Annotated in this window: 20 protein-coding genes, 3 tRNA genes and 1 pseudogene; 9 read left to right on the plus strand and 15 right to left on the minus strand. The window is 45.0% G+C overall.

Features of this window, described 5'->3' with window-relative positions; translation table 11 throughout:
• Positions 1 to 18 precede the first annotated feature (18 nt).
• Both FY534_RS09550 and FY534_RS09555 read right to left on the minus strand, forming a co-directional pair.
• Positions 19 to 783: an enoyl-CoA hydratase/isomerase family protein gene (locus FY534_RS09550; RefSeq protein ID WP_203114419.1), complete on the minus strand. Its 765-nt coding sequence runs from the start codon at positions 781 to 783 to the stop codon at positions 19 to 21.
• A 96-nt stretch (positions 784 to 879) separates the two neighbouring features.
• Positions 880 to 1,704 (minus strand): hypothetical protein, encoded by an 825-nt coding sequence (locus FY534_RS09555; protein WP_203114420.1) that lies wholly within the window; start codon positions 1,702 to 1,704, stop codon positions 880 to 882.
• A gap of 105 nt (positions 1,705 to 1,809) precedes the next feature.
• On the opposite strand from FY534_RS09555, the gene FY534_RS09560 reads away from it, so the two are divergent.
• A complete protein-coding gene (locus FY534_RS09560; protein ID WP_238413483.1) occupies positions 1,810 to 2,502 on the plus strand; it encodes a GntR family transcriptional regulator in 693 nt (230 codons plus the stop codon).
• A 47-nt stretch (positions 2,503 to 2,549) separates the two neighbouring features.
• On the opposite strand, the gene FY534_RS09565 is transcribed toward FY534_RS09560, so the two are convergent.
• The gene (locus FY534_RS09565; protein ID WP_203114422.1) at positions 2,550 to 4,466 is read right to left on the minus strand and encodes an ABC transporter ATP-binding protein; all 1,917 of its coding nucleotides are present in this window, start codon (positions 4,464 to 4,466) and stop codon (positions 2,550 to 2,552) included.
• A gap of 199 nt (positions 4,467 to 4,665) precedes the next feature.
• Here FY534_RS09565 and FY534_RS09570 point away from each other — a divergent pair, with 199 nt between their 5' ends.
• Positions 4,666 to 5,688: a LacI family DNA-binding transcriptional regulator gene (locus tag FY534_RS09570; RefSeq protein ID WP_203114423.1), complete on the plus strand. Its 1,023-nt coding sequence runs from the start codon at positions 4,666 to 4,668 to the stop codon at positions 5,686 to 5,688.
• Here the strand turns inward: FY534_RS09570 and FY534_RS09575 are convergent.
• Entirely contained in the window at positions 5,657 to 7,153 is a 1,497-nt protein-coding gene (locus FY534_RS09575) for a gluconokinase (RefSeq protein WP_203114424.1), read from the minus strand. The genes FY534_RS09570 and FY534_RS09575 overlap by 32 nt on opposite strands.
• Positions 7,154 to 7,233: 80 nt before the next feature.
• Entirely contained in the window at positions 7,234 to 8,487 is a 1,254-nt protein-coding gene (locus FY534_RS09580; protein ID WP_203114425.1) for an MFS transporter, read from the minus strand.
• Positions 8,488 to 8,660: 173 nt separating this feature from the next.
• Here FY534_RS09580 and istA point away from each other — a divergent pair, with 173 nt between their 5' ends.
• From istA to FY534_RS09605, 5 genes are all read left to right on the plus strand, one after another.
• Positions 8,661 to 10,154 (plus strand): IS21 family transposase, encoded by a 1,494-nt coding sequence (gene istA, locus FY534_RS09585; RefSeq protein WP_238413484.1) that lies wholly within the window; start codon positions 8,661 to 8,663, stop codon positions 10,152 to 10,154.
• Positions 10,141 to 10,881, plus strand: coding sequence for an IS21-like element helper ATPase IstB (istB, locus tag FY534_RS09590; RefSeq protein ID WP_203114426.1), 741 nt, complete (start codon positions 10,141 to 10,143; stop codon positions 10,879 to 10,881). Before istA ends, istB begins: the two co-directional genes overlap by 14 nt.
• Before the next feature lie 491 nt (positions 10,882 to 11,372).
• Complete coding sequence (locus FY534_RS09595; RefSeq protein ID WP_203114427.1) at positions 11,373 to 11,807, plus strand: hypothetical protein; 435 nt, start codon at positions 11,373 to 11,375, stop codon at positions 11,805 to 11,807.
• Positions 11,808 to 12,087: 280 nt separating this feature from the next.
• Entirely contained in the window at positions 12,088 to 13,290 is a 1,203-nt protein-coding gene (locus FY534_RS09600; protein ID WP_370541570.1) for an MFS transporter, read from the plus strand.
• Between the two features lie 337 nt (positions 13,291 to 13,627).
• Complete coding sequence (locus FY534_RS09605) at positions 13,628 to 15,055, plus strand: APC family permease (protein ID WP_203114428.1); 1,428 nt, start codon at positions 13,628 to 13,630, stop codon at positions 15,053 to 15,055.
• 449 nt (positions 15,056 to 15,504) lie between these two features.
• Here the strand turns inward: FY534_RS09605 and FY534_RS09610 are convergent, their stop codons facing one another.
• The 7 genes and pseudogenes from FY534_RS09610 to FY534_RS09640 all read right to left on the minus strand — a co-directional run.
• On the minus strand, positions 15,505 to 17,091 hold the full coding sequence (locus FY534_RS09610; protein ID WP_203114429.1) for an IS66 family transposase: 1,587 nt from the start codon (positions 17,089 to 17,091) through the stop codon (positions 15,505 to 15,507).
• A 64-nt stretch (positions 17,092 to 17,155) separates the two neighbouring features.
• A complete protein-coding gene (tnpB, locus tag FY534_RS09615; protein ID WP_072875299.1) occupies positions 17,156 to 17,518 on the minus strand; it encodes an IS66 family insertion sequence element accessory protein TnpB in 363 nt (120 codons plus the stop codon).
• The gene (locus FY534_RS09620) at positions 17,512 to 17,856 is read right to left on the minus strand and encodes an IS66 family insertion sequence element accessory protein TnpA (protein ID WP_072875300.1); all 345 of its coding nucleotides are present in this window, start codon (positions 17,854 to 17,856) and stop codon (positions 17,512 to 17,514) included. The genes tnpB and FY534_RS09620 overlap by 7 nt, the downstream gene beginning before the upstream one ends.
• A 69-nt stretch (positions 17,857 to 17,925) precedes the next feature.
• A complete protein-coding gene (locus FY534_RS09625) occupies positions 17,926 to 18,549 on the minus strand; it encodes a hypothetical protein (RefSeq protein ID WP_203114430.1) in 624 nt (207 codons plus the stop codon).
• A 221-nt stretch (positions 18,550 to 18,770) separates the two neighbouring features.
• On the minus strand, positions 18,771 to 19,979 hold the full coding sequence (locus FY534_RS09630) for an MFS transporter (protein WP_238413485.1): 1,209 nt from the start codon (positions 19,977 to 19,979) through the stop codon (positions 18,771 to 18,773).
• A gap of 368 nt (positions 19,980 to 20,347) precedes the next feature.
• Entirely contained in the window at positions 20,348 to 20,731 is a 384-nt protein-coding gene (locus FY534_RS09635; protein WP_203114432.1) for a hypothetical protein, read from the minus strand.
• A gap of 125 nt (positions 20,732 to 20,856) precedes the next feature.
• A pseudogene (locus FY534_RS09640) lies at positions 20,857 to 21,063 on the minus strand (tyrosine-type recombinase/integrase); the annotation flags it as partial.
• Between the two features lie 65 nt (positions 21,064 to 21,128).
• On the opposite strand from FY534_RS09640, the gene FY534_RS15040 reads away from it, so the two are divergent.
• Complete coding sequence (locus FY534_RS15040; RefSeq protein ID WP_255567364.1) at positions 21,129 to 21,443, plus strand: tyrosine-type recombinase/integrase; 315 nt, start codon at positions 21,129 to 21,131, stop codon at positions 21,441 to 21,443.
• Positions 21,444 to 21,594: 151 nt separating this feature from the next.
• Here the strand turns inward: FY534_RS15040 and FY534_RS09650 are convergent.
• The 3 genes from FY534_RS09650 to FY534_RS09660 form a co-directional block, all read right to left on the minus strand.
• Positions 21,595 to 21,669 (minus strand) — tRNA-Thr (locus FY534_RS09650).
• Between the two features lie 9 nt (positions 21,670 to 21,678).
• A tRNA-Met gene (locus FY534_RS09655) sits at positions 21,679 to 21,755 on the minus strand.
• Between the two features lie 3 nt (positions 21,756 to 21,758).
• Positions 21,759 to 21,852 (minus strand) — tRNA-Ser (locus FY534_RS09660).
• A 262-nt stretch (positions 21,853 to 22,114) separates the two neighbouring features.
• On the opposite strand from FY534_RS09660, the gene FY534_RS09665 reads away from it, so the two are divergent.
• Complete coding sequence (locus tag FY534_RS09665; protein WP_203114433.1) at positions 22,115 to 23,281, plus strand: alpha-hydroxy-acid oxidizing protein; 1,167 nt, start codon at positions 22,115 to 22,117, stop codon at positions 23,279 to 23,281.
• Positions 23,282 to 23,302 lie beyond the last annotated feature (21 nt).

Below are 23,302 nucleotides of genomic sequence, written 5' to 3' on the forward strand. Positions count from 1 at the left end.
AAGTTTTTTGATTTACATCTAGAAATGTGCTGGTCGTTTTTCAGTAAACGCGCGTACTCCCTCTTTAAAATCATTGTTATCAACCCAATAACCTGTTTCCATCTGCATACCCGATAGGACAAGATTCACATTTTTCTTTACCGCAAGCAAAGATGCTCTTGACTGTAATAGCATTCTCCTGGCTAATGAAATCGTTTCACTATCTAATTTTACGCTTGGTACAAGATAATTCAGAATTCCTAGTTCCATTGCCTGGTTTGCTTTATAACTGCGCGCGGTATAAATCAAATCTTTAGTTCGACTAGGCCCCAGTGTTTGTATCATTCTGCGTAGAAAAGGAGGCTGCAAAGTAACTCCAAGTTTTCCAACAGGCATTCCAAACATTGCATTTTCTGTACCTATCCTAACATCGCATGCTAACGCTAATATGAAACCAGCTCCAAAAGCAGGTCCGTTAATTGAAGCAATCGTAGGAATCGATACATTCTCAATAGCGGAGATAGTCTCTTCCATTGTTTCAAAAGCAATATTTGCCTGATCTACCGTTAAAACAGAAAATTCCTTAATATCGCTTCCAGCAGTAAAATCACTTCCAGCACCACGAATTACAAGTAATCTCGTTTTAGATGGCAGACTCACTACCCAGTTTTTCATAGTTTTCCACATATCTTGAGTTAATGCATTACGTTGACTAGATCTGTCAATTGTAATCACACCAATGGGTCCGGCAAGTTGAAATCTCAAGGTCCCCTGTTCATTAAATCTCTCCACTACAACCTTCACAGTTTCCCCCCCATCCCTAATTGTCGATTGTCGACAATATATCATTGAGCAATGATTGATGTCAAACTATTTTAAGAATATTGATTATGATTTTTTTTATGTCATATGTGTTGGAGGACTGATTGAAACAATTTCTATAACGATATTGGGATAAGGAAACCCAAGTTTTTCTTGTAGAAAGTTGAATATATGTTGTTGAAGCCTCATGGATTCTTTACGTAAATCACTTTGCCATTTGGCATGTAATTTAATATGAAAATGACTCAAGTCATGATTCAATACAACCATTCGAGTCATATGAAAAGGATATTGATGAAATTCGATAAGATGATGAATGGATTGACTAACCACTTGAGGATGAATGTAAACTCCCCCTTCCGCAAAAATAGGACGAACAACCGTAAATTCTTCATCCGTTTTTTTTAAATGGTGACTAACTTTTATACGATTAAGCATTTTTATCGCATAAGAGGCGATACGACTTTCCGCTTGAAGCTTCGACTGAAAAATCGGAACCGCATGCAATCCCTTTTGCCGCATTTCTAAAGCTAATAATTTTTCTTCAATATTTACAATTTCATCGATAGAAATCCATTTAATTTCATTTATATTTAATCCCAAACGAAAACATATTCTTTCAATCATTCTTTGTGAAGTTCCTAGAATAAGACATTTTGAGGGGTTATATTTTAGCAACGCACTGCGGACTTCTTGACAATGCAAAGTATCCATAAAAATTGCTCGACGTACAGCGTCTATCATAGTTTTCTCTAGTTTTGCAGAGTACCCGGCTTTGAGCACACCTTTATAAATCATAACCCCATCATCCAATATACATTCTATATTCATTTTTTGGGCAATCCATTGAGCATGATGGCTTTTGCCAGTCCCACTTCTACCATATAATCCATACAGTTTCATTGCACACCTCTAGGTTTCTGTAGTTCTTTGCAGGAATTGAACCTATTCTGTACAATACCTCTTTATAAAGTGATATTTCTATTTAAAAACAAGGTTGTGAATGAATTGGAACGAACCTATTTCACTGACAATAAATCCGAAGTATCACTTACAAATCCACTTCCTATGCAAATTGCTGATTGGTTGGCAGAACGTATCTTCAATGGCGAATTGCCAAGAGGACATCGTCTTAAAGAAGAAGAGTTAGCTTCTATGTTTAAAACGAGTCGAGCTCCGATACGCGAAGCTCTCTATTTATTACAATTGGATGGGTTAGTAGAACGGTTACCTAGGCGTGGTACAGTTGTACGAGAATATTCAGATGATGATATTCGTGATTTATACGAAGTGAGATCTATTTTAGAACTTTCTACCATCGATAGACTAATGACACGCTGGAACCATGAGATTTACAGTTCATTTCAAGATATTTTACATCAAATGCAGACTTCTGTAGTGGATGCAGACAATCAAGCCTATTCTCAATATAATTCCATGTTTCATGAGAGTCTATTTCAATTTTCCGGCAGTCAAATCCTCTTTAGACTTTATCAACAGCTTGGATACCCTCTCAAATATCTCTTGCAATTTTCAACACAAACAAAGGAGCAGATGGAAAAGTCCTATCTTGAACATGCTTCGATTATAGAAATGTTGCATCAGGGACGTTTTCAAGAAGCTAAAGAGATACTTGCTAGTAATGTAAAAAATGGCTTATGTCGTGTCATTGAATCCCGGCATTCTTTGAAGGAGAAGTAACTTTAGGAATAGCCATTTCCTTTTTATTCATTGCAGACTCAGTTCTTCTAAGTGGCTTGCCATTGCTCTTGAAATTGAGTACGATACAGATTTTGATATAAGCTATTTTCTTGCAGTAATTCTTGATGCGTTCCCATAGCGACTACCTTTCCCCGATTCATAACAATGATATGATCGGCATTTAAAATAGTCGACAATCTATGGGCGATCACGATGGCTGTACGGCCAGCCAGCAATACGGAGAGCGCCTCTTGAATTTTCCGTTCGGTGATACTGTCAAGAGCACTCGTTGCTTCGTCTAATAAGACAATTTTAGGTTCTTGCAAAAGCACTCGTGCAATGGCCAGACGCTGTCTTTCGCCACCTGATAACCGATAGCCGCGTTCCCCTACTACTGTGTGAAATCCATCAGGTAGTTGTTCAATCGTATCTAAAATTTGCGCAGCTCGGCATGCTCGTCGCATTTCTTCCAAAGTAGCTTCTTCTTTTGCCATTTTTAAATTATGAAAAACCGTGTCATGAAAGAAAAATGGATCTTGGGGCACCAAACCAATTTGCGCCCGCAACGACTGCAACTTCAATTCACGAATATTCCATTCATCAAGATAGACAGTACCTTGAGTCGGATCCATAAAACGCGGTATGAGCTGCAGAAGAGTTGTTTTACCTGCCCCGCTTGGGCCTACAAGGGCTACTGTTTCACCAGATTTCACATGAAATGCAATATCTTGCAAGGCAAACTGATGCGATTGGGTAAGCGAATCTTCTTCATGTGAATCATTGACGTCCTCTTTCACAGATATTGCAGATAACTGTTTTTCGCGAAGCGGGTAACGATAGGATACGGCTTGCAGAGTCAGATTACCTTCAATAGCATCAGCAGGAATGGTCAATGGACCATCAACAACTTCTGGAGCTTGATCGAGCAAAGAAAAAATGCGGCGAAATAAAGCAATGGACGAAAGCAGATTGACATGAATTTGAGCTAATTGACTAAACGGACCATAAAGACGCCCCAACAAGGTAGTAAATGCAACAATTGCGCCAAGTTGCAAACGATGGTGAATAACCAGCCACCCACCATATCCCCATAGGGCGGCAGGACCAATAGCAGAAAACATATTGATCCACATAAAAAGCCATCGACCAACAAGAGATTGACGAACCTGCAAATCACGCAAGACATGATTAGTTTCAGCGAATTGTTTTTCTTCAGCCTCTTGTCGATTTAAAATACGAATTAAAAGAGCACCACTAACACCGAGTGTTTCACTTAATTGGACAGTTAATTTGGCAAGCCACTGTTGAATTTCTCCCTGTAATTTCTGACGAGTCATACCTACGCGTTGGGTGGGAATAACAAAAGCTGGAACGACAATCAGCGAAAGAATAGCCAACTGCCAATTCATACTGAACATAAAGACGAGTGTTGAGGCAATGGTTAAAGCACTACTTACAAAACCAACCAGTGTATTGGTTACGACGTTTTGAATGGCTGTTACATCGTTGGTTACACGGGAAACTAATTCTCCCGCTTGACGAGAAGCAAAAAAATGGACACTTTGCAGTTGAAGATGCCGAAATAAATCCATTCGATAGTCAGCCATTACATTTTGCGCAATGAGATTGCTCAGCCAAGTCTGAACCACGCCCAGCAATCCGGTAACTACAGCGGTTAATACAAGAGCTACAGTGTACTCCATGACAACTTTCAAATTGCCTTTAAGTATACCGAGATCGATAATGCGTTGAGTCAAAGATGCGGGCAACACCCCACCTATGGAAGTGGCAAGAATCACGAAAATCACAACAATAGAAAGTGGCCAATAGGGTAGAAATGCTCGCAAGGCTCTGCTTAATATTTTCCAATCAAAATGTTCTTGTTTGGCCAACTCGCGCATTTTCCATCGATCAGCGCCATGACCACCCCCGCCAAGTCCCAAACCGCGAAATTCAGCATGCATAAGAGAAGAATCACTCCTGTTAAAACAAAGCTTTTTCAGTTTGCCATATTTATTCTAGAATCAATCTTGCTATATATCCAGTCTACAGCCCTATCAAACCGAAGCGTTGTTGAGTACAGATTGAACATAGACATTTTGCCCAACAAGCGTTTGTCACCCCTACATGATATGATGAATAAGCTGGATGGAGGGATAGCATATGGCAAATTTCAAACGGGTTACCATTGAAGATGTTGCACGTGAGGCGCAGGTATCGATTACTACAGTATCTCGCTATTTAAATGGACATTATGAATATATGAGCGAGAAAACCAGAATGAAAATTGCCAATATCATACAGCGTCTCGAGTATCGTCCCAACATCATGGCGCAAGGACTTAAAGCCAATCGGACAAAACAAATAGCCGTTGTTGTGGTCAACATCAGTTACCCGTTTTGTGCCTCTGTCATCCGTTCACTTTCAGAGGTCATGGCACCAGCCGGATATGGATTGCTAGTTTTTGATAGCAACGGAGATAAGCAAAGAGAACGAGATTTCTTATTATCTTTGCGCAGTCAAAATGTCGATGGTATCGTTATTCAAACAAATGGAGCAAATGCAGATTTGTTGCAAAATATTTCTAAAGAATTGGCGTTGGTCATGATCGATCGACGCATAGATATTGCAAATGCTGCCAACGTAGTTACCAACAATGAGCAGGTTTCTTATGATGTAACCCATTATTTGTTTACCACAGGCTACGAAAATGTAATTTATGTTACAGAGATGGAAAACGGAGTGAGTACTCGTGAAGAAAGACTACGTGGATATCGAAATGCCTGCCTGAAAGCGAAGCGTAAAGAATGGATAGAACGTCTGGATAAATCTAATGAAGAAAGTTACTTTCATACCGCGGAACGCATTCGTAAAAATATGAACGGTCAATCTTTTGCTATTTATACTGCCAATGGACTTCTTATGCTGCGACTCTACCCGTGGTTACAGAAATTAGGAATCCAAACTCCAAATCCCATGGGACTGGCTACTTTTGACGATCCCGATTGGGCAAGCGTTACCACCCCTCCATTGACAAGTATACGTCAACCTACGGAAGAAATGGGACGCTTAGCAGCCAAACTTATATTAGAGAAAGTGGAAACGGGATCGACAGAAAATATGCCTGTATTACAGATACTTCCTTCCGAACTGATTATACGCGACTCGACGATGCTGAAAGATTAGATTCCAAAAGTTGACAATACGAACGAAATCGCTCATATTTCTCTGCGTATTCAACTTGCTTTTTTTTATTTGGAAAAGTGAATTCGAAAGGCAACCCCTCACTTATTTGATGATATTGAATGTCACCTGCAGCTAACATAGCCAGCTTGGCTGCTCCTCTGGCTGAGGCATCCCCAACATGACAACTGATTACGGGAAGTTGAAATATATCTGCGCACAATTGCGACATGAACGCGTTCTGCAACAACTTCCCTGATAAAATGAGTCGTTTCGGTTGTGCTCCAGCTTTCCGCAATCCTCCCGCAATCCAAAAAGCATTGAATACTATTCCTTCCAGAGCAGCGCGCAACAAATGAGAACGTTGATGTTCCAGACGCAAGCCAAGCCAAGCACCGCTCCAATCAGCATTCCATAAGGGTGCTCGCTCACCTGCCACATAAGGTAAAAATGTCAGATTGCCAGAATCCACTTGAGACGCTTCCTGTAATAAAATTTTCCACATATCGTTATCTTCCGATACTGAACTTCCTAAAAACTGTTGCAGAATCCAATCTACAATCACACCTCCACTGTTACTCGGTCCACCAACCACATAACGTTCATCGTCCAACACGTAAGTAAACGGTTGGTGCTGAAAATCAAAGATTGGTTTGTGAGCGGTCAACCGAACTGCACAACTTGTTCCCATTGTAATAACCATAGACTCATCGTCTAAAGCACCCACGCCTAAATTAGCCAAAACTCCATCCGAAGCGCCAATATTAAATAGTGTATCGGACAAACCGGCCAACTTTAATTCAGAGTTTATCACTCCTTGATAAAGCTTCTTCGTTGGAACAATGCTTGATAACTGATCGCGCTGAATGCCGGCGAGTGAAAGAGCCAATGGGTCCCAATCGCGGATATGCAAATTGTACATACCAGACGCTCCCGCCATAGATTCATCTACCACCCACTCGCCAAACCATTGATACCAGACAAACTCCTTCAAAGATACATAACGATTATGTTGATTTAAGAATGGGCTGGATTGGCGGCGCATCCATAACAATTTGGCTAAAGGAGACATTGCATGCAACGGTGTGCCTGTTGCTTCGTATAGTGTTTTACCAATAGGTTGTCTACGAAGCTGCATTGCCTCTTCGTTTGGTCGAGCATCCATCCAAATGGAAGCATACGTTAAAGGCTCACCCGCTTGATTGACTACAAGCAGGCTGTGCATAGCAGCACTGATACCTACTAAACGGACGGAAAAACCAGATTTTTTAGCGAATTGGGCCGCCTCAACCAATACCTTCCCTGTCGCTGTGGCCACTTCCTGAGGACATTGTTTAGCCGAACCATCCTCTTCGTGATGCGTTTTTACGGTATGACTAAACAACTGCAACATCTGGCCATTTTCATGAAACAAATTGGCTTTCACCGATGTTGTACCGAGATCGATACCGATCACACAATGCGTCATGGTATTCACTCCCATTCAATAAAGACCGCCGACCTATACAAGCAGGCCGGCGGCAATTCCAGCTTCATCCCAAACCACACTTAGAGACGAGATATTTGAGAACATTCCATCGGTTCAATCCGCCCAAGCAAAAAGACATAGGACAAAATACCAATGAGAAGCACTACAGCAGCTACTAAAAATCCTAGCGCAAAAGAACCTGTTCCTCCAGCAATAAATCCCGTGATGATGGGTGCCAAAATACCCATAATATTATTGACAAAGTTCATAATACTTCCGACTGTTCCAACTGTGCCTTTAGGCGCAATCAGAGCAGGGATACTCCAGCCGATGGGCGCTGAAAAGGCAAGGCCTCCAAGTGCAATAGAAATCCAGACAATAGCCACACTTGCATGAGATGTGAACGCAGCGCCTGCTACAGCTAGCCCAAATATCATCCCTATAACTAACAAAGTTTTGCGGACACGAGATCCATCACGACCTGAAGCAACCAGTTTATCTACAAGCCAACCTCCAATCCATAAATCCGTCAATGTGGCTACCACCCAAGGAATAATGGCAAATCCACTACTTTTTAAGACGGACATATGCATCTGTGTTTCTAAGTACCCTGGCAGCCAGGTAAGAAAAAGGTAAAATGCGTAGCCATAAGCAGCAAAACCAATGGTCAGGCCCCATACTTTACGCCGCCCCAAAAGATAGCCCAAATTGCGCATACTGCCACCTGGTGCTTCTCCTTCTTCTTGAGCTCCCCCTTCACGAATATAGCGTAACTCTGCCTCATTGATCGATTTAGATTCCTCGGGATCGCGATACCAAATCCAATAAGCTAGAAAATATAGCAGACTGAGAATGCCTGTCAGTATAAATCCGCCTCGCCAGCCCCATGCCGTCACGGCAAAAGCAACAATCGGTACGCCAATGACATTAGATAGCTTAGCTGCTGCATCGAACATTGAAGTTGCTCTGCCGCGCTCGATTATTGGAAACCAATATCCAGTCGCTTTGGATGCACCGGGAAAAGCAGGTCCTTCAGCAATACCTAGTAAAATCCTCGAAAAAATAATGAGTCCCATTCCACTGACAACAGCGGTCAAAAAAGTTGCCAAAGACCAAAGCAGCGTGCCAATACGCATAAGCCATTTCACACCCACTTGGTCTAGCAAAGCACCAATAGGAATTTGCACCAAAGCATAAGACCATGCAAATGAAGATAAAAGAATACCCATTTCTCCCTTGGTTAAATGATAACTGGACATCAAGGGTTTAGTGGCCACGGAGATATTGGTTCGATCAAAATAATTGATAACAATTCCTATTCTGTGTATGGTCAAATAAAAATGGAGGTTCTGGTCATCGAAAATTCCTTGGTGTAATCAACTGAAATTCCCTGTTGATTTCATCAGGAAATCCCTGACCGGATCTGGAAAATTCCCTGGTGGATCTCTGCCACTTCAGTCATCCAATACTTACAATCCTTCTTGTAGAAATGCGAGGAGGAGAAAGGATGACGATGAGCATGGACCAGATTCACAGGATTAAAGAGCTGCAGATGCAGCAGAAAGGAGCCTACCAAATTGCGAGCGAACTAGGGCTGGACCCCAAGACCGTTCGCAAGTATATGATGCAGGAAGATTTCTCACCGAAGCCGCCTGCGTCCATTATTAAGCCATCCAAGTTGGACCCTTACAAGGCCACCATTGATGCATGGCTTCTTCAAGATGCGAAAAATCGCTACAAGCAACGGCATACCGCCAAGCGTGTGTACGACCGCCTGGCAAAGATGCATTCAGACTTTCCGTGCTCGTATCCTACCGTGAATAGATACGTAAGTTCATTTCGCCAACGTCAGCAACTGAGTAAAGGCGGATATCTTGAGCTTGAATGGCATCCGGGTGAAGCTCAGGCCGATTTCGGTGAATGCGATGTATTTCTAAATGGCGTTCGTCGAGTCTCCAAGTACCTCGTGCTCTCCTTTCCCCAAAGTAACACCGGATGGGTGCAAGGTTTTCTTGGCGAAACGGCTGAGTGTTTGTGCCAAGGCCTCATGGATGTATTTGAGCACATTGGAGGTGCACCGCCACGGCTTGTCATTGACAACGCAACGGCAGCCGGTCGACGCATTGGTGAGCTTGTCCGCATGACCCAGTTGTTCAAGCGATTTCAAGCGCATTATGGTTTCCAGGTGACCTTCTGTAATCCCAATAGCGGGAATGAGAAGGGGAACGTCGAGAACAAGGTGGGTTACGCAAGGCGCAATTACATGGTACCGGTACCGTCCGTACCCTCGCTCATTGAATGGAATACCGAGCTGTTTGAGTTGTGTGATCTGGATAATCTGCGAGAGCATTACAAGAAAGAGGCACCGATGATTGAGCTGTTTGAAGCGGACAAGCAAGCACTACTTCCTCTACCACGTCTACCGTTTGAAGCATGCCGCTATGAGCACGTAAAAACTAACGGCTACGGAAAGTTTGTGATAGACGGAAAGCACAACTACTCCTCGTCTCCGATGTACGCAGACAAGGAGATTGTGGTTCGAATGAGTGCCCACTTTGTAGAGCCACTGGATGAGAGTGGCGACGCGATCTCTCGTCACCCCAGGGCGTTTGGAATGGAGCGGACGGACACTGTCGATTGGCTGACAATACTGGACCAATTGATTACGAAACCAGGCGCTTGGAAGAACAGCATGATGCGCAGCCAGATGTCCTATGAGGTACGTGACTATATGGACGAGCAAGACAAGAGTGGGCTACGGCAAGCTTTACGGGTGATTAAAGATCTGTCGAGTCAATACGGACTTGATGTTGCCGTTACCTCTCTCCAGGAAGCGATTGTTCGGCGACGTACCCAGGGCATTGATGTCAACGCTGCGGTGATTGCTGCTCGCATTGCTCACTACGGCCTTGATACGCCAGGCGAACCCGGACCGGACATGACTCAATACGACGTCCTACTACCAAAAACGTTAGAAGGTGATACGTATGGACCGCAGTGAAGTTCGCCTTGAAATCTCACAGTTCTGCCGGCAACTGATTCTCAGCCAAAATGCGGTGCGCTTGTGTGACCTTGAAGCCACTCCGAAGCAGGAGGAGTTCTTACACAAAGTGTTTCGTGAGGAACTTGAGCACCGGGAACGACAGAAAAGGATTCGGCTCTTTCAGAAGGCGGCGTTTCCGGTTCGAAAGACGTTGGAGGGCTACGAATTCAGTGCCCTCCGGCTTCCCTCCACATTACCCTTGGATGAACTGATCTCGTGTCAGTTCATCCAGGAAAAGAAAAACCTCGTCATGTATGGGCCAGTAGGAACTGGCAAGACACACCTTGCCATTGCAATTGGTACAAAAGCGTGTGAAATGGGGATTCCGACTCGTTTCTTTACGGCGGCCTCCCTTGTGACCAAGCTCAGCGAAAGTAAGCGAAATGGCTTGTTGGAACGGACAATGAAGGAACTAGAGAAGGCACAGCTTCTTGTGATTGATGAATGGGGCTATCTACCCATGGACCGTGAGGAAGCACAACTTTTATTTCAGGTGGTGGCCGCAAGCTACGAACGACGAAGTCTCGTGATTACAACCAACCTTGAGTTCTCAAAATGGGGAGGTATATTCACTGACGACCAGATGGCCGCAGCCATGATTGACCGTCTAGCCCACCATGGACAATTGGTCGTGTTCGAGGGAGAGAGTTACCGCCTAAAGCATGCACTGATGAGACAAAAATGACTGATTTGGAACTGGAAATTGGCCAAGGAATTCTCTTGATTAAACCAGGGAATTTCGGTTGATTCCACCAGGGAAAAAGCGTTGATTATACCGAGGAATTAGTGATGATAAAACCAGGGGAAACCACTTGACAAAACACATCCTATTCCTATGAGAACCGCTATTCCCCATCTTACATTGCTTCTCTTACTGCTCATAGTCAGACCTCCTTTTAGCTTGGAATTGAAGGACGCAATAGCCATGGGTTCGACATGTTTTGAATGCGCTTACCTCCATCAATTTTCAGAAAACGTTTTAGTTAAACGTTTTCTATATCATATCCTATATATTCGAAATTTCAAGAGAGAATACCTACAACATGTTGCAAATGGAACAAAATTCGATACTTTTGGAACAATCGATCTTTCTAAAATGAAGGCATAAATAATGAAGACTTTGAAACGGTGAACAGGAAACCCATCGAGTAGTTCAATTTTAGGAGGCAGTTTATTTTGAAAATCATTATTTGGAAAAAAATATTTCATTTCAATGAGTTAGGTTTTCAAAAATTGATGGAAAAAGGCTGGGTCATTAAAGAAACTCTTTCATATATTCGTCTGCTTAGCGAAGGAGATCGTATAAATCCCTTTTATATTGTGCAAAGAATTTTTTACAGTCCTCATGAAGAATTAGAGTTTGGGATGATTCCGATGGGAGAATATCGATTTATTCGAACATTTTTTGATACAAAAGATTTGGATATATGGAAAAAACTCATGACTCATCCCGTATTAATTGAACTTATAGAGACTTATGGGGATCAAATTACACACCCTATGAGTACTATGAAAATCATAGAAGTTCCTAACGATATAGATTGGGAAATTGTCCCTCTTCAAGACCAAGAAATTGCTATTGTCGATAAACAACGAATCTGGAGCGCTTAATTGACCTGCGCAATATTTATAGCCATTGAAATCAAGGGGAATACCACATCCCCTTTATGATTTTGTTTACCTTAATATCATTACTTTTACCTACACTTCACAAAATTCCTCATCCAAAATCAATCACTTGAAATCAGAGCGGAATAGTATATGATGTATTTTGGTTCTTCGAGATCGATATTTTTTGAAGAACGCAGTTTCTCCCCCCAATATATTTCGTTTTACGAAATATATTGGGATTAATCACCACTTTATCCTCTATTTTAGCAAAAAGGAGTCGATTCAGTTGTCTTCTCACCTTGAAGATTTATCTGACACACGGCAGCCACTTTGGCATCAACCACTTGCTGTTTGGTCAGTAGCATTTGCATGTATCATTGCATTTATGGGTCTTGGTCTCGTCGATCCGATACTTCCAGACATTGCTTCTAAACTGCATGCATCCCCTGCTGAAGTTGAACTTCTTTTTACTTCCTATAACTTAGTAATGGCTTTAGCCATGGTCATTACCAGCGGGATCAGCAGCAGAATTGGCTACAAAGGAACGCTGATAGCTGGTTTATTACTGATTATTCTTTTTAGTGCGCTGGCTGGACACGCAGCCAATGTTGGACAAATCGTCTGGTTCAGAGCAGGTTGGGGACTGGGCAATGCACTTTTTATTTCCACTGCTCTGGCAGTCATTGTTAGCGTTGCAAACGGCGGTCCCGCGGGAGCCATTATTTTATACGAAGCCGCACTCGGACTAGGAATTTCTGTAGGTCCCTTGCTCGGTGGAGAATTAGGCGCTATCTCCTGGCGTGGTCCTTTTTATGGGGTAGCAGTATTGATGTGTATCGGTTTCTTGTTGACCTTAATTTTACTGAAGGGAAATCAACGTCCAGCTGCTCGACATAGCCTTATTGAACCTTTTTTTGCCTTACGTCACCGTGGGCTTCTTACTATGGGCTTGACTGCATTCTTTTATAATTTCGGATTTTTTACATTGCTTGCATACACACCCTTTGTCTTGCGGCTCAGTATTCATCAGCTAGGATACGTCTTTTTTGGCTGGGGCATTTGTCTAGCGATTACATCTGTTTGGATAGCTCCTCATTTACAAAAAAAGTTTGGTACCAGTTCGGTCATGATGACTGTACTCACACTGTTTGCTCTTGATTTGATTATCATGGCCGTATTTACGAATACTACAATGATTGTCTCTATAGCCGTTATTCTGGCGGGAGCTCTTTTGGGAATCAACAATACGCTGATAACTACAGCAGTTATGGTAGTTTCCCCATTTGAGCGTCCTATAGCTTCATCAGCTTACAGTTTTGTACGTTTTTTAGGAGGCGCTATTGCTCCTTGGCTAGCTGGAAAATTAGCATCATGGTACAACCCTCATATACCTTTTTATTCAGGTGCACTGGGCGTTATCCTTAGTGTTGTGATTCTTGCGATTGGCCGTAAACATTTAGCCAGCATTCCGCGTGGTCATTAATTCCTTACTGCTCTATCATCAACTGACAATAAAGTAGCGTCAAGCAAGTTGGTTATAGAGCCCCCTTATTCATATGCCACTTTCGAACAGCCCTCATTTTGAACGTCCATGACCCATTCATCGTTAAGCATTTTCTGATCAATTTTTAGATGTTCAATCCCATTCCATCTGTCTTTAAATAAACCCTGCGATAGCAATCCAGAAAATAAGATCGATTACGATTTACAAAACAGCATATCTATGTTATTTTGAGAATAAATCAGAACCATTCTTATTTATAACAAAAGAGTTTTCACATGTATGTTTTCACAATCAGTTTGAGGAGGTTAAAAGACACGTGAGTCAACATAACCACTTGCAAACAGAATCGGTCGGCTTTTGGGGATTAGTAAGTCAAAGTATCAGCGGTATGGCGCCTACCTGTGACGTGGTAGCTTTTATGACTGCAGGCGCGGCGTTTGCATTAGCCGCACTTCCTCTTTCTTATCTATTGGCATTTTTGGTTATGTTCATTGAAGTCAATACTATCTACCACCTTTCAAAACACCGCACATCGGCTGGTGGTTACTACAGTTACGTAGCCGCTGGAATTGGTCCAAAGTCAGCCGTGTTCACCGCATTTATGGTCATCTTTTATCAAATCGTCAGCGTAGCTGGAATACCTGTTTACATAGGTGGCGTATTTTTACCAGGAATCCTAACGCAACTTCACATTACATTACCCCCCTGGTTTTGGATAGCAACCGTTATCTTTTTTATTGGAGTTCCTCTTGCTCTTGGATTGGCAGGAATACGACCAACCATTCGCTTTATTGCTCTCTCCAGTCTTATAGAAATTGTATTTCTAATTATTTCTTCAATTTTAATTATTGTGCATGTTCATCCTTCTGCTCCATTTGTTCCATTCGAAATTCCAAATAGAGGTATACAAGGTGTCGCTTTAGGAATGATTTTTGGCATAACTAGTTTTATTGGTGTAGGTAGTCATACACCACTCGGAGAGGAAGCCAAGAATCGACGCAATAACCGAGGACGTATCGTTGGTCGTGCTGCTCTGATTTCTCTATCTTTAGTAGGCGCTGCCTTAACATTATCGGCCTACGCTCTGACAGTGGGATGGGGTATTCAAAACATGGCTACTTTTGCAACCAATGGAGCGCCTGGCGTAGTGGTTTTTGAACATTATTTAGGACCAGTGGGAGCAATTGTACTCGTTATTTTAGCACTTAACAGCGCATTAGCAGACGGTATTGCACTGATTACAAGTTCAGCGCGCATCCTCTATGCAATCGGCAGAGATGAGTTAATGCATGCTTCCTTCGCCCAAGTCAACGGACGCTCTGCTCCACGAATTGCAGTAATATTACTCTCATTACTTGCCTTTACTATCGCTATCGTCTCAGGATTATTACTGGGTCCCTCCAATGCGTTTAATATGTTGACAACCGCTGTACTCTTCGGCTTGGTTGCTGCCCATACCTTACTCAATATTTCTGTCATGCGACTGTATCACAAACTGAAAACTTTACATCTTATTCGCCACTTTGTATTGCCTATATTGTCAACTCTGATACTTTTTATCGTTCTATACTACTCTATCTGGCCGCCAGTTTATCCACTCTGGATTTCTCCGCTCGTATTCCTTGCAGTAGGCATCTCTGTCAATTGGTACATCCTGCGTCTGCGCAGGAAAAAACCTGATAAACTCAAAATAGCAGACGGGTTGCCTCATCATATGGAAAATTTAATGGATGAATTTGCTTGAAATGATTCAACATGCCTTCTTGGATGAAAATTTATTGACTGGTTGTCGGCATTTAACCCATAGAGAAGGTACCAGATTTCAAAAAAAGATATATCGCAATGTGTCACGGATGTTCAGGCGTTTGCCAACGGTATGTTAGTTATTGGGTTAACAAAATGAAATGTAATCTCACGAATTCCATAATTTTCTTAACCACATAAGATACTCACTTCTCTTGCCTACTGAGTGGGACGCTGTTCAAACCATTGCCTGGAATGAATTGCAGGAATTTCTGAATGACCCTGAGCATCATCATCCATTCCTGGTCATGTAAACATGAATGGCTCGACCTTAGCAGTTTCAAACGTGAACGTCAAATCCCGCCCACCTTGCACTCCCCCCCTCATGCTGTAGCAAAGTCGTATATGAAAGCAAACCCCGCCGGGGAGCCAGCGGGGCACCTTCATATGCTATGCTTTTTTCGGTCTCCTGCGGATTCGCTCAGGCAGACGCTCCGACCACGGCAGCAACTCGTTCATTGCCGTCTGGTCGTCCGTCTGGATGTTCGGTAGCCGTTCGAAAAGGTACTCCAGGTACAGGTACGGGTTCAGTCCGTTCTCCTTGGCCGTCTCCACCAAACTGTACGTGGTGGCACTTGCTCTCGCGCCCCGTGGGGTGTTCGCGAACAGGAAGTTTTTTCGTCCGATCACGAACCGCTTAATCGACCGCTCACTCCGGTTATTGTCCAACTCCAAATGCCCGTCTTCCAGGAACGTGGTAAGTTTAGACCACTGGTTGAGGCAATAAGAAACCGCCTGCCCCAAGGCGCTCTTGGGCAGCAACTGTTTGTTCTGCTCCTGAAGCCATGCCAAAAACTCGTCCAGCACCGGCCGGCTTAACCTCTGCCGCTCTGTGTGACGTTCTTCTGGGCTCGCGTCCTTCAGAGCGCGTTCAATCTTGAACAACCGGTTACAGTATTCTAATCCTATTCTGGTCGCTGTCGGTTTCTTTCGCTCCTCTGCTGGCAGCGCAGTGTGTGCCTCATGAAACTTGCGCCTAGCGTGTGCCCAGCACCCGACCAGCTTCACCCCTGGAAGGTCGTTGTACCCGCTGTACCCGTCCACGTGCAGGTACCCCTCGAATCCTTCGAGAAATCGCTTCGGGTGCTCTTTCGAGCGGGTCTCCTGATAGTCGAACAGGACAATTGGCGGTCCATCTGCACCACTGCGGTACAACCACATGTACGATGTCGTCTCAGCCGGTCGTCCTGGCTCATGCAGCACTTGCAGCGTCGTCTCGTCCGCATGAAGATACCGCCGCTTGCGCAATTCCTCGTGCAACTGGTGGTATATGCGTTCGAGCCATCGTGTCGCGCCTAGTACCACCCAGTTCGCCAGCGTCTGCCGGGTCAACTGCAGACCCTGCCGGGCAAATTGCTCCTCCAGCCGGTACAGCGGTAAGCCGTCCACGTATTTCTTGTCCATCACATACGTCAACATCGATGCGGATGCCAGGCTACCCGGTATCGGGGGCTTGGGCATCTGTGCCTTGACCATGGGCGTTTCGGTCCCATGCTTGTCGCACGTCCGGCATGCGTACTGTTGTTGCACGTGTTCACGTACCTTTGTCTGTGCTGGAATGTGGATGAGCTCGCGACGGATTTCCACACCCGCCTCGTCCATCACCTCGCCACAACACGGGCACTGACGTTCCTCCTCCGACAGACGGTACTCCACCCGTTCCACCGGAAGGTCTGCCAGCATGGCATCCCGCTGGCCAGGCTGCTTCTTGCGTCGCTCATAGGTCACCGTCTCGAGGGTGGGTTCCGTTGCCTCCGGCTGCGCCTCAACCTCGGCCTCATTGAATACCAGATCCAAGCGCATCTGGTCATTCGCTACGCGTTCGCTGGACTTCCCAAATTGCCGATGACGGGTCAGGCGAAGCTGCTCCAGCAGCAGTTTGACCTGCTTTTTCAGCTCCGCGACTTCCTGTTCCAGCGCCTCGTTGCGCTGTTGAAGGGCTTCCAGTTGGTTGGGGGTCTCCGTCGTCGTGTTCATCATGCAAAACGATTTCGACACACTTGCCGAAATCCCTTGACAGATCCTTCTGTGTTTATCGGTCTCACACCACTTTTTTCGCCGTAACTTTGGGGTGTGCCTTGGGTTGGTTGAGTGGCAGTCCGTCCAACAGCCAGTTCAGCTCCCGACGGGTGATGAGGAGGGTCTTGCAGTCCCTGGCGCCCGGCCATTCAAACCGTCCCCGCTCCAAGCGGCGGTAAAACAACCAGAAGCCGTTGTGTTCCCAGTACAACAACTTCAATTTGTCCCGCTCCCGGTTACAAAACGCGAATACCGCTGGAGAAAACGGGTCCAGCTGAAAGGACTCCTGCACGAGGGCCGCCAAACCGTCGATGGACTTGCGCAGGTCCGTGCTGCCGCAGGCCAGATACACGCGCAACTCCGGTGCGGTGTCGATGTTCAGCATAGCGATGCCAGAGTGCGCACCACATCGCGCAGCAGATCCGAGTCGTAACCAGGTAAGACCTCGATCACAGCAGGCCCTACGCGTACGGACAGCGGCTTGTCCGTCACTTCAGTCGCAAACTCGTCCAAGCGCACCGGGATAAAACGCGGCTCAACATCATCGCGCCCCTGGCTGTCGTGGGCGGTGTCCGCCTTAAACTTGCCGACCCAATACCTCAGCTGGTGCTCCTTGACCTGATGCGCGGCACACCATGCTGCTCCGGTTAACCCGCTGGCCCGAAAGTCCGTCACACGGGCGCGCCAAAGCTCGCGAAGTTCTTCTAACTCGGCTTTTGTCACGATGATCCCTCCATGACTGGATTCTGGAGGGGATCATCTCGCAGAAGAAGGACTAACGCTAGGTGGGCGCTATTTGACGCACACGTCCAGATGATTTGTTCGATTGGGATAGCTTTGGTTCCCGATTTGCTTAAGGATCGCTCCAGCCTGATTTACAAATTGGATAGATTCCTGTGAACCTGTATAACGTCCTGCTTCGGAAAAAGCACTCGCTATAGCGCTCAGTTTTTTATACTGTTCATGTCCGAAAAACTCAACACCTCCCATATCCGCTCCTGCCTGAATGTCCGCTCCTGCTTGAATCAACTGGATTCCTCCGTCGGCATTCATAGAATTATTCATAGATACGCTCATTGCACGGACAAATCCCAAATTCACTTCTGACCACATAACCGTTTCGTTGTGCGCTTGATACTGAAAGACCCCAATCGTTCCGAAGACTAAGGCTAAGCTTACAATCCCAGTAGTCCACAGCACAGATACCCTTTGTAATTGCCTCCATATCCAGTAGTGAAAAAACAAACCTACCAAACAGCCTAAAGTCCCTAAGACCAAGATGGATGCGATGTGAAACCCATATGGGCGGTTCCATACCCACATCACATACGCTGGTACACGAACTGGGATACCAAAATAGCCAACCACGAGACCCAATAGTGTGAACCACGTGATTGGGGATTTAACAAATCTCAACACCAACACCTCCAGTATTCCTGCCATTTCTGGTCGAACCCGCACAGTATGATATACAACCGCATAAAAACAAAAAGAAAATCTTCAGTTTTTCTGCCCCTATGTCCCATAGCAGCCTCCGACCTGAACTGCATAATCATGCGATGTGCGGAACATGATTGTTCAGTTCAAGCCACCTTTAGTGCAGCAGGGAAGCCCATGGGCTTCCCTGCTTAATGTACTTAAATTGTGCGAAAACTACGCAGAGACAACAGCATCAATCCGATGACAACCACCACGAAACCTGTCGCTCCAATGACCATCGAAGAAGGAAACCACTGTCCAAACGTACCGCCCAAATAAGAGCCTACAGGCGCACCTAAAGCGATAATTGAGCCACGAATGCCCAAAATTCGTCCCAGAAACTCTTTGGGAACTAATCTCTGAACGACTGTTCTGGCAAGTGGTGGATAACCTCCGAAAAGAAGTCCTGCCAAAGCGACGCAGATAAAGGTGACCCATAATGAATGAAACCAAAGCATGGGGACAAAACTCAATCCCCATCCAATCACCATGAATGCCATAATGACTCCACTTCGGTTGCCCTTGGATGTTAGTCCACTGAAGGCTGATCCGACGAGTGAGCCCACGAAGTACGTCGACCAAATGCTCCCGAGGATGGCAGCACTGCTCGCCAATTCATTGTGCGTAAAGAGCGGCAGTGACACTTCCAGTTGACCGTACGCAAGGAGGAAACCCACCGCACCAAGCGTGATCCACCAAACCGCTTTTAATCCGTACAACATCTTAATGCCGTCCCAAGTATCATGGAAGAATGAGATTCGCTGACTCGGTTTTTCTGAGTGTTGTTTTGGCTCATTGACAAGAAATACGCACAAGGCAGCTACCAAAAACGACACGCCATCAGCAAAAATTGATACTGTTGCACCAAATCGTGCAATCAACAGTCCGGCGAGAAGCGGACCAAGTAATGAAGCACCATTCCAAATCGTTTCAACAATTGAATTAGCAGGACCAAGCTCATCTTCCTTGACAAGGTTCGGAATAACCACCATCCAGCCAGCGCTCGTAAATGGGGTTAAACAACCTGCAGTCAAAACGAGTCCGAACATCACCACCATAGGTAATGCGTGCACTTGGTACAGCAGTGGAATAGCCATAAACACGATAGCAAGCAACATATTCGCAGTAACCAACACTGTCTTGTGAGAAGTACCGTCGAGTACGTTTCCAACAACCGCCCCAAGAAGGACACCAGGGAGTCCAAATGCGAGACCGAGCAATCCCAGATATCCAGCATGATTGGTCGTGACCATTGCAAACCACAAAAGTGCAACCCAACCGATCTGATCGCCAAGCACCGAAACAGCGTCGGCGATCGTCATATAGGCAAAATTCCGCTGTCGGAACAATCGTACATAAGGCAACATTCTACTTTCACCTCGTTAGGAGCCCCGAAACGGAAGCTCACAAAGTTAATACACGGGGCTTCCCCCAACGAGATGCATCAAATCGGAAATGTTCTCAACATTGGTTATGCCTCCATGAACACTAATCACTACCATAATTTATTGTATTACAATTCCAATCGTTCTGTCGTTAACCCGTTACCTGAGTAACCAAAAGCTCAAGTCCTCATATTCCTCGCCATTTGTAGTGCCAACTCAGTGGAACGAATCAACTCATCGTTTCCCTTTGCGATACGCAGTTCCAATGCAGATTCCAACATCGAAATTGCGTCATCAACCTCCCCTTGTTCCAAACGACATTTGGCTAAGTGCTGCAACACAAAGTCTTTTTAGGTCGATAAGCCGTTGTCATTTGTCCAATCGAGAACTGACCGTAAGATATCCTCAGCAACGGCATGTTCCCCATTGTATTTTCTCGCCTCAGCTAAACGTATCGTATTGACCAATTCTCCCTTACGATCCCCCGTGGTCTTGCTACGAAAAACTGCACGCTCAAGGTACTGTATTGAGTCGGAGGGAAGGTTGGCAACACGGCACGCATTGCCCAAATAGCCGAGCAAGAAGGTGATATCTGACTCATTATTGTTCGCTTCAGCTTTCTCCAACTCTTTTTGGGCTTTATGTATTGCTAATGTCAATTCAGCGGAGTCTTTAGCAACCTCTCGAAGCGTGGAATCAAACATGATTAGCTCACTCAAAGCGGGCAAATTCAAACCAACACCACCTTCTCAACTATCAATGTGGCTAGACTCGCTATTGACTTTAACTGCCCGTTACCTGAACAACAAAAAATCCTGTACATTCGTTCTGTACAGGATTTTACCATACTCTGGCACGCTTATTGCACGAAATATCTCTGATACGATTGTTGCCTCGCCGTACCACTTAAATGTGCGTACAGTTGCGTCGTCTCCGTCTTTTCATGACCCAAGATGGACTGAACCGCCACAAGTGGCGCACCTTGGTTCAGAAGCACTGTGGCAAGCGTGTACCTCATCTTGTGTGGTGACACGCGCTCTGCGAGGCCGCAACGCTTGGCAATTCGTTTGAAGAGTGTGCGCTATTTGACGCACACAAATAAAACAGGAAAGAAAGGAACGACAAACCAAGTTGGGGAAGAAATTCAGTGAAGAGGAATATGTGTTCGTTTCGTCCAAAGGCACTCCGTTAAATGATCGAAACGTAATCCAACGCCATTTCAAACCTCTACTCCGGCGTGTGGGCATTAACGAAGATTTCCGCCTGTACGACCTGCGACACAGCACAGCAAGCCTCCTGTTGCGTCTAAACGTACATCCTAAGGTGGTTGCAGATATGTTTGGCCATTCCGACATCACCTTAACCTTGAACACGTACTCACACCTGACACCGGGCTTGCAGCAGGAAGCGGCGCAGAAGTTGTCCAATCTGCTCCGTAGAGGGTAACGCACACAACTTGCACACAAAAAGCGTGTTGCACACAAGTTCAGGCACACAACTTGTGATTTCCGCACACAAGTCGCACACAAAATGAAAATGAGGCGACTGTCCACATCAGACAATCACCTCAAAAACCGCGTCGCCACGGCCTTTCTTCTGGAGCCACCTATCGGATTCGAACCGATGACCTGCTCATTACGAGTGAGCCGCTCTACCCCTGAGCCAAGGTGGCAGACTTCACTGGTAGCGGCGGAGGGATTCGAACCCCCGACACCACGGGTATGAACCGTGTGCTCTAACCAACTGAGCTACGCCGCCAAATGGCGGAGAGAGAGGGATTCGAACCCTCGAGACGGGTTTAAACCGCCTACACGATTTCCAATCGTGCTCCTTCGACCAACTCGGACATCTCTCCGTAAGTCTCGAAGCTATTGAATAAATGCTTCAAACAGACAAGTGGTATATTACCATGAGAATACGTGGTTTGCAACCTTCAAGATACACTTATTTTTAGAGATGTTTTTACAAAATTTTCTGTCCTTCTTTCATCAAGAGATCGATATTCACAAAGATGAACGGAAACATTCAAAATACTATCGCAAAATCTGCAAATACCTTTAGAATAAAATATACAGAATAATGAAAGACAAGACCAACCGGCAGGGAGTGTTATTCAATTGGATAACATCGGTAATCAAGTGCAGTTTTCTATCTATCAAACCAGTCTTACGGATATTCCCTACCCCCATCTCATATCTATTGAAGAATGGGAAAAGAAAGCGCAATCTAAACTGAGCCCACCTGCTTTTGATTATGTACATGGAGGAGCGGGTTGCGGTGAAACCATGCAAAAAAATCGAGATGCTTTTACAAAGTGGTCAATCATACCAAGAATGTGGCGAAACGTAGAACAGCGCTCTCTGCAAATCAATCTCTTTCAAAATAATCTTCCTGCCCCCCTACTTTTGGCTCCCATAGGCGTGCAATCTATTGTGCATGATGAAGGAGAGTTAGCATCCGCAAGGGCTGCAGCTTCTTTACATATCCCATATATAGCAAGCACAGCATCTTCTTATACTCTAGAAGAAATTGCAAATATCATGGGTAATAGCGTTCGATGGTTTCAGTTATATTGGAGTAAAGACGAGGAGTTAGTCAAAAGTTTTATCTCTCGCGCCGAAAAGTCCGGCTATAGCGCCATTGTTATCACGTTGGATACTCCCATGATGGCTTGGAGAGAAAAAGATTTACAACACGCTCATTTACCATTTTTACACGGAAAAGGAATTGCTAACTATTTGGCCGATCCGATTTTTCTCAGCCACTTAAAGAAGCCTCCCAAAGAAGATATGCCGTCGGCCATAGCCCTTTGGACCAGGTTGTTTGGGGACGCCACTCTCACCTTTGAACGCTTAAAACTTATCAGGGAATCTACTCGATTGCCTATCCTCTTAAAAGGGATTCTACATGCTGATGACGCAGAGCTTGCAATTCAAAACGGAGCCAATGGCATTATTGTCTCTAATCATGGAGGAAGGCAGGTAGATGGCACCATAGCTACCCTTGACGCCTTGCCCTCAGTACTTGCTGCTGTCAATCATCGTGTCCCAGTATTATTGGATAGTGGAATTCGTCGCGGCTCGGATATCCTAAAGGCTATTGCTTTGGGTGCAAGCGCAGTGCTACTTGGCCGACCTTATATTTATGGACTAGCTGTAAGCGGCGAAGAAGGCGTACGCGCTGTGGTACGCCACCTTTTGGCCGATCTCGATTTGACTATGGGATTAGCCGGATACAGAGCAATACAAGAAATTTCCAATGATTGTTTATTGGTAAAAAATTAATGATTTATTGGTTTACTTTAA

The sequence above is a fragment of the Alicyclobacillus sp. TC genome (assembly GCF_016804365.1).
Lineage (GTDB): Bacteria > Bacillota > Bacilli > Alicyclobacillales > Alicyclobacillaceae > Alicyclobacillus_I > Alicyclobacillus_I tolerans.

Excerpts from the sequence above, each read along its gene's own strand:
- FY534_RS09555 (WP_203114420.1), bottom strand. The coding sequence starts at position 1,704 with ATGAAACTGTATGGATTATATGGTAGAAGTGGGACTGGCAAAAGCCAT.
- FY534_RS09565 (WP_203114422.1), bottom strand. The coding sequence starts at position 4,466 with ATGCATGCTGAATTTCGCGGTTTGGGACTTGGCGGGGGTGGTCATGGC.
- FY534_RS09570 (WP_203114423.1), top strand. The coding sequence starts at position 4,666 with ATGGCAAATTTCAAACGGGTTACCATTGAAGATGTTGCACGTGAGGCG.
- FY534_RS09575 (WP_203114424.1), bottom strand. The coding sequence starts at position 7,153 with ATGACGCATTGTGTGATCGGTATCGATCTCGGTACAACATCGGTGAAA.
- istA (WP_238413484.1), top strand. The coding sequence starts at position 8,661 with ATGACGATGAGCATGGACCAGATTCACAGGATTAAAGAGCTGCAGATG.
- istB (WP_203114426.1), top strand. The coding sequence starts at position 10,141 with ATGGACCGCAGTGAAGTTCGCCTTGAAATCTCACAGTTCTGCCGGCAA.
- FY534_RS09610 (WP_203114429.1), bottom strand. The coding sequence starts at position 17,091 with ATGAACACGACGACGGAGACCCCCAACCAACTGGAAGCCCTTCAACAG.
- tnpB (WP_072875299.1), bottom strand. The coding sequence starts at position 17,518 with ATGCTGAACATCGACACCGCACCGGAGTTGCGCGTGTATCTGGCCTGC.
- FY534_RS09630 (WP_238413485.1), bottom strand. The coding sequence starts at position 19,979 with ATGTTGCCTTATGTACGATTGTTCCGACAGCGGAATTTTGCCTATATG.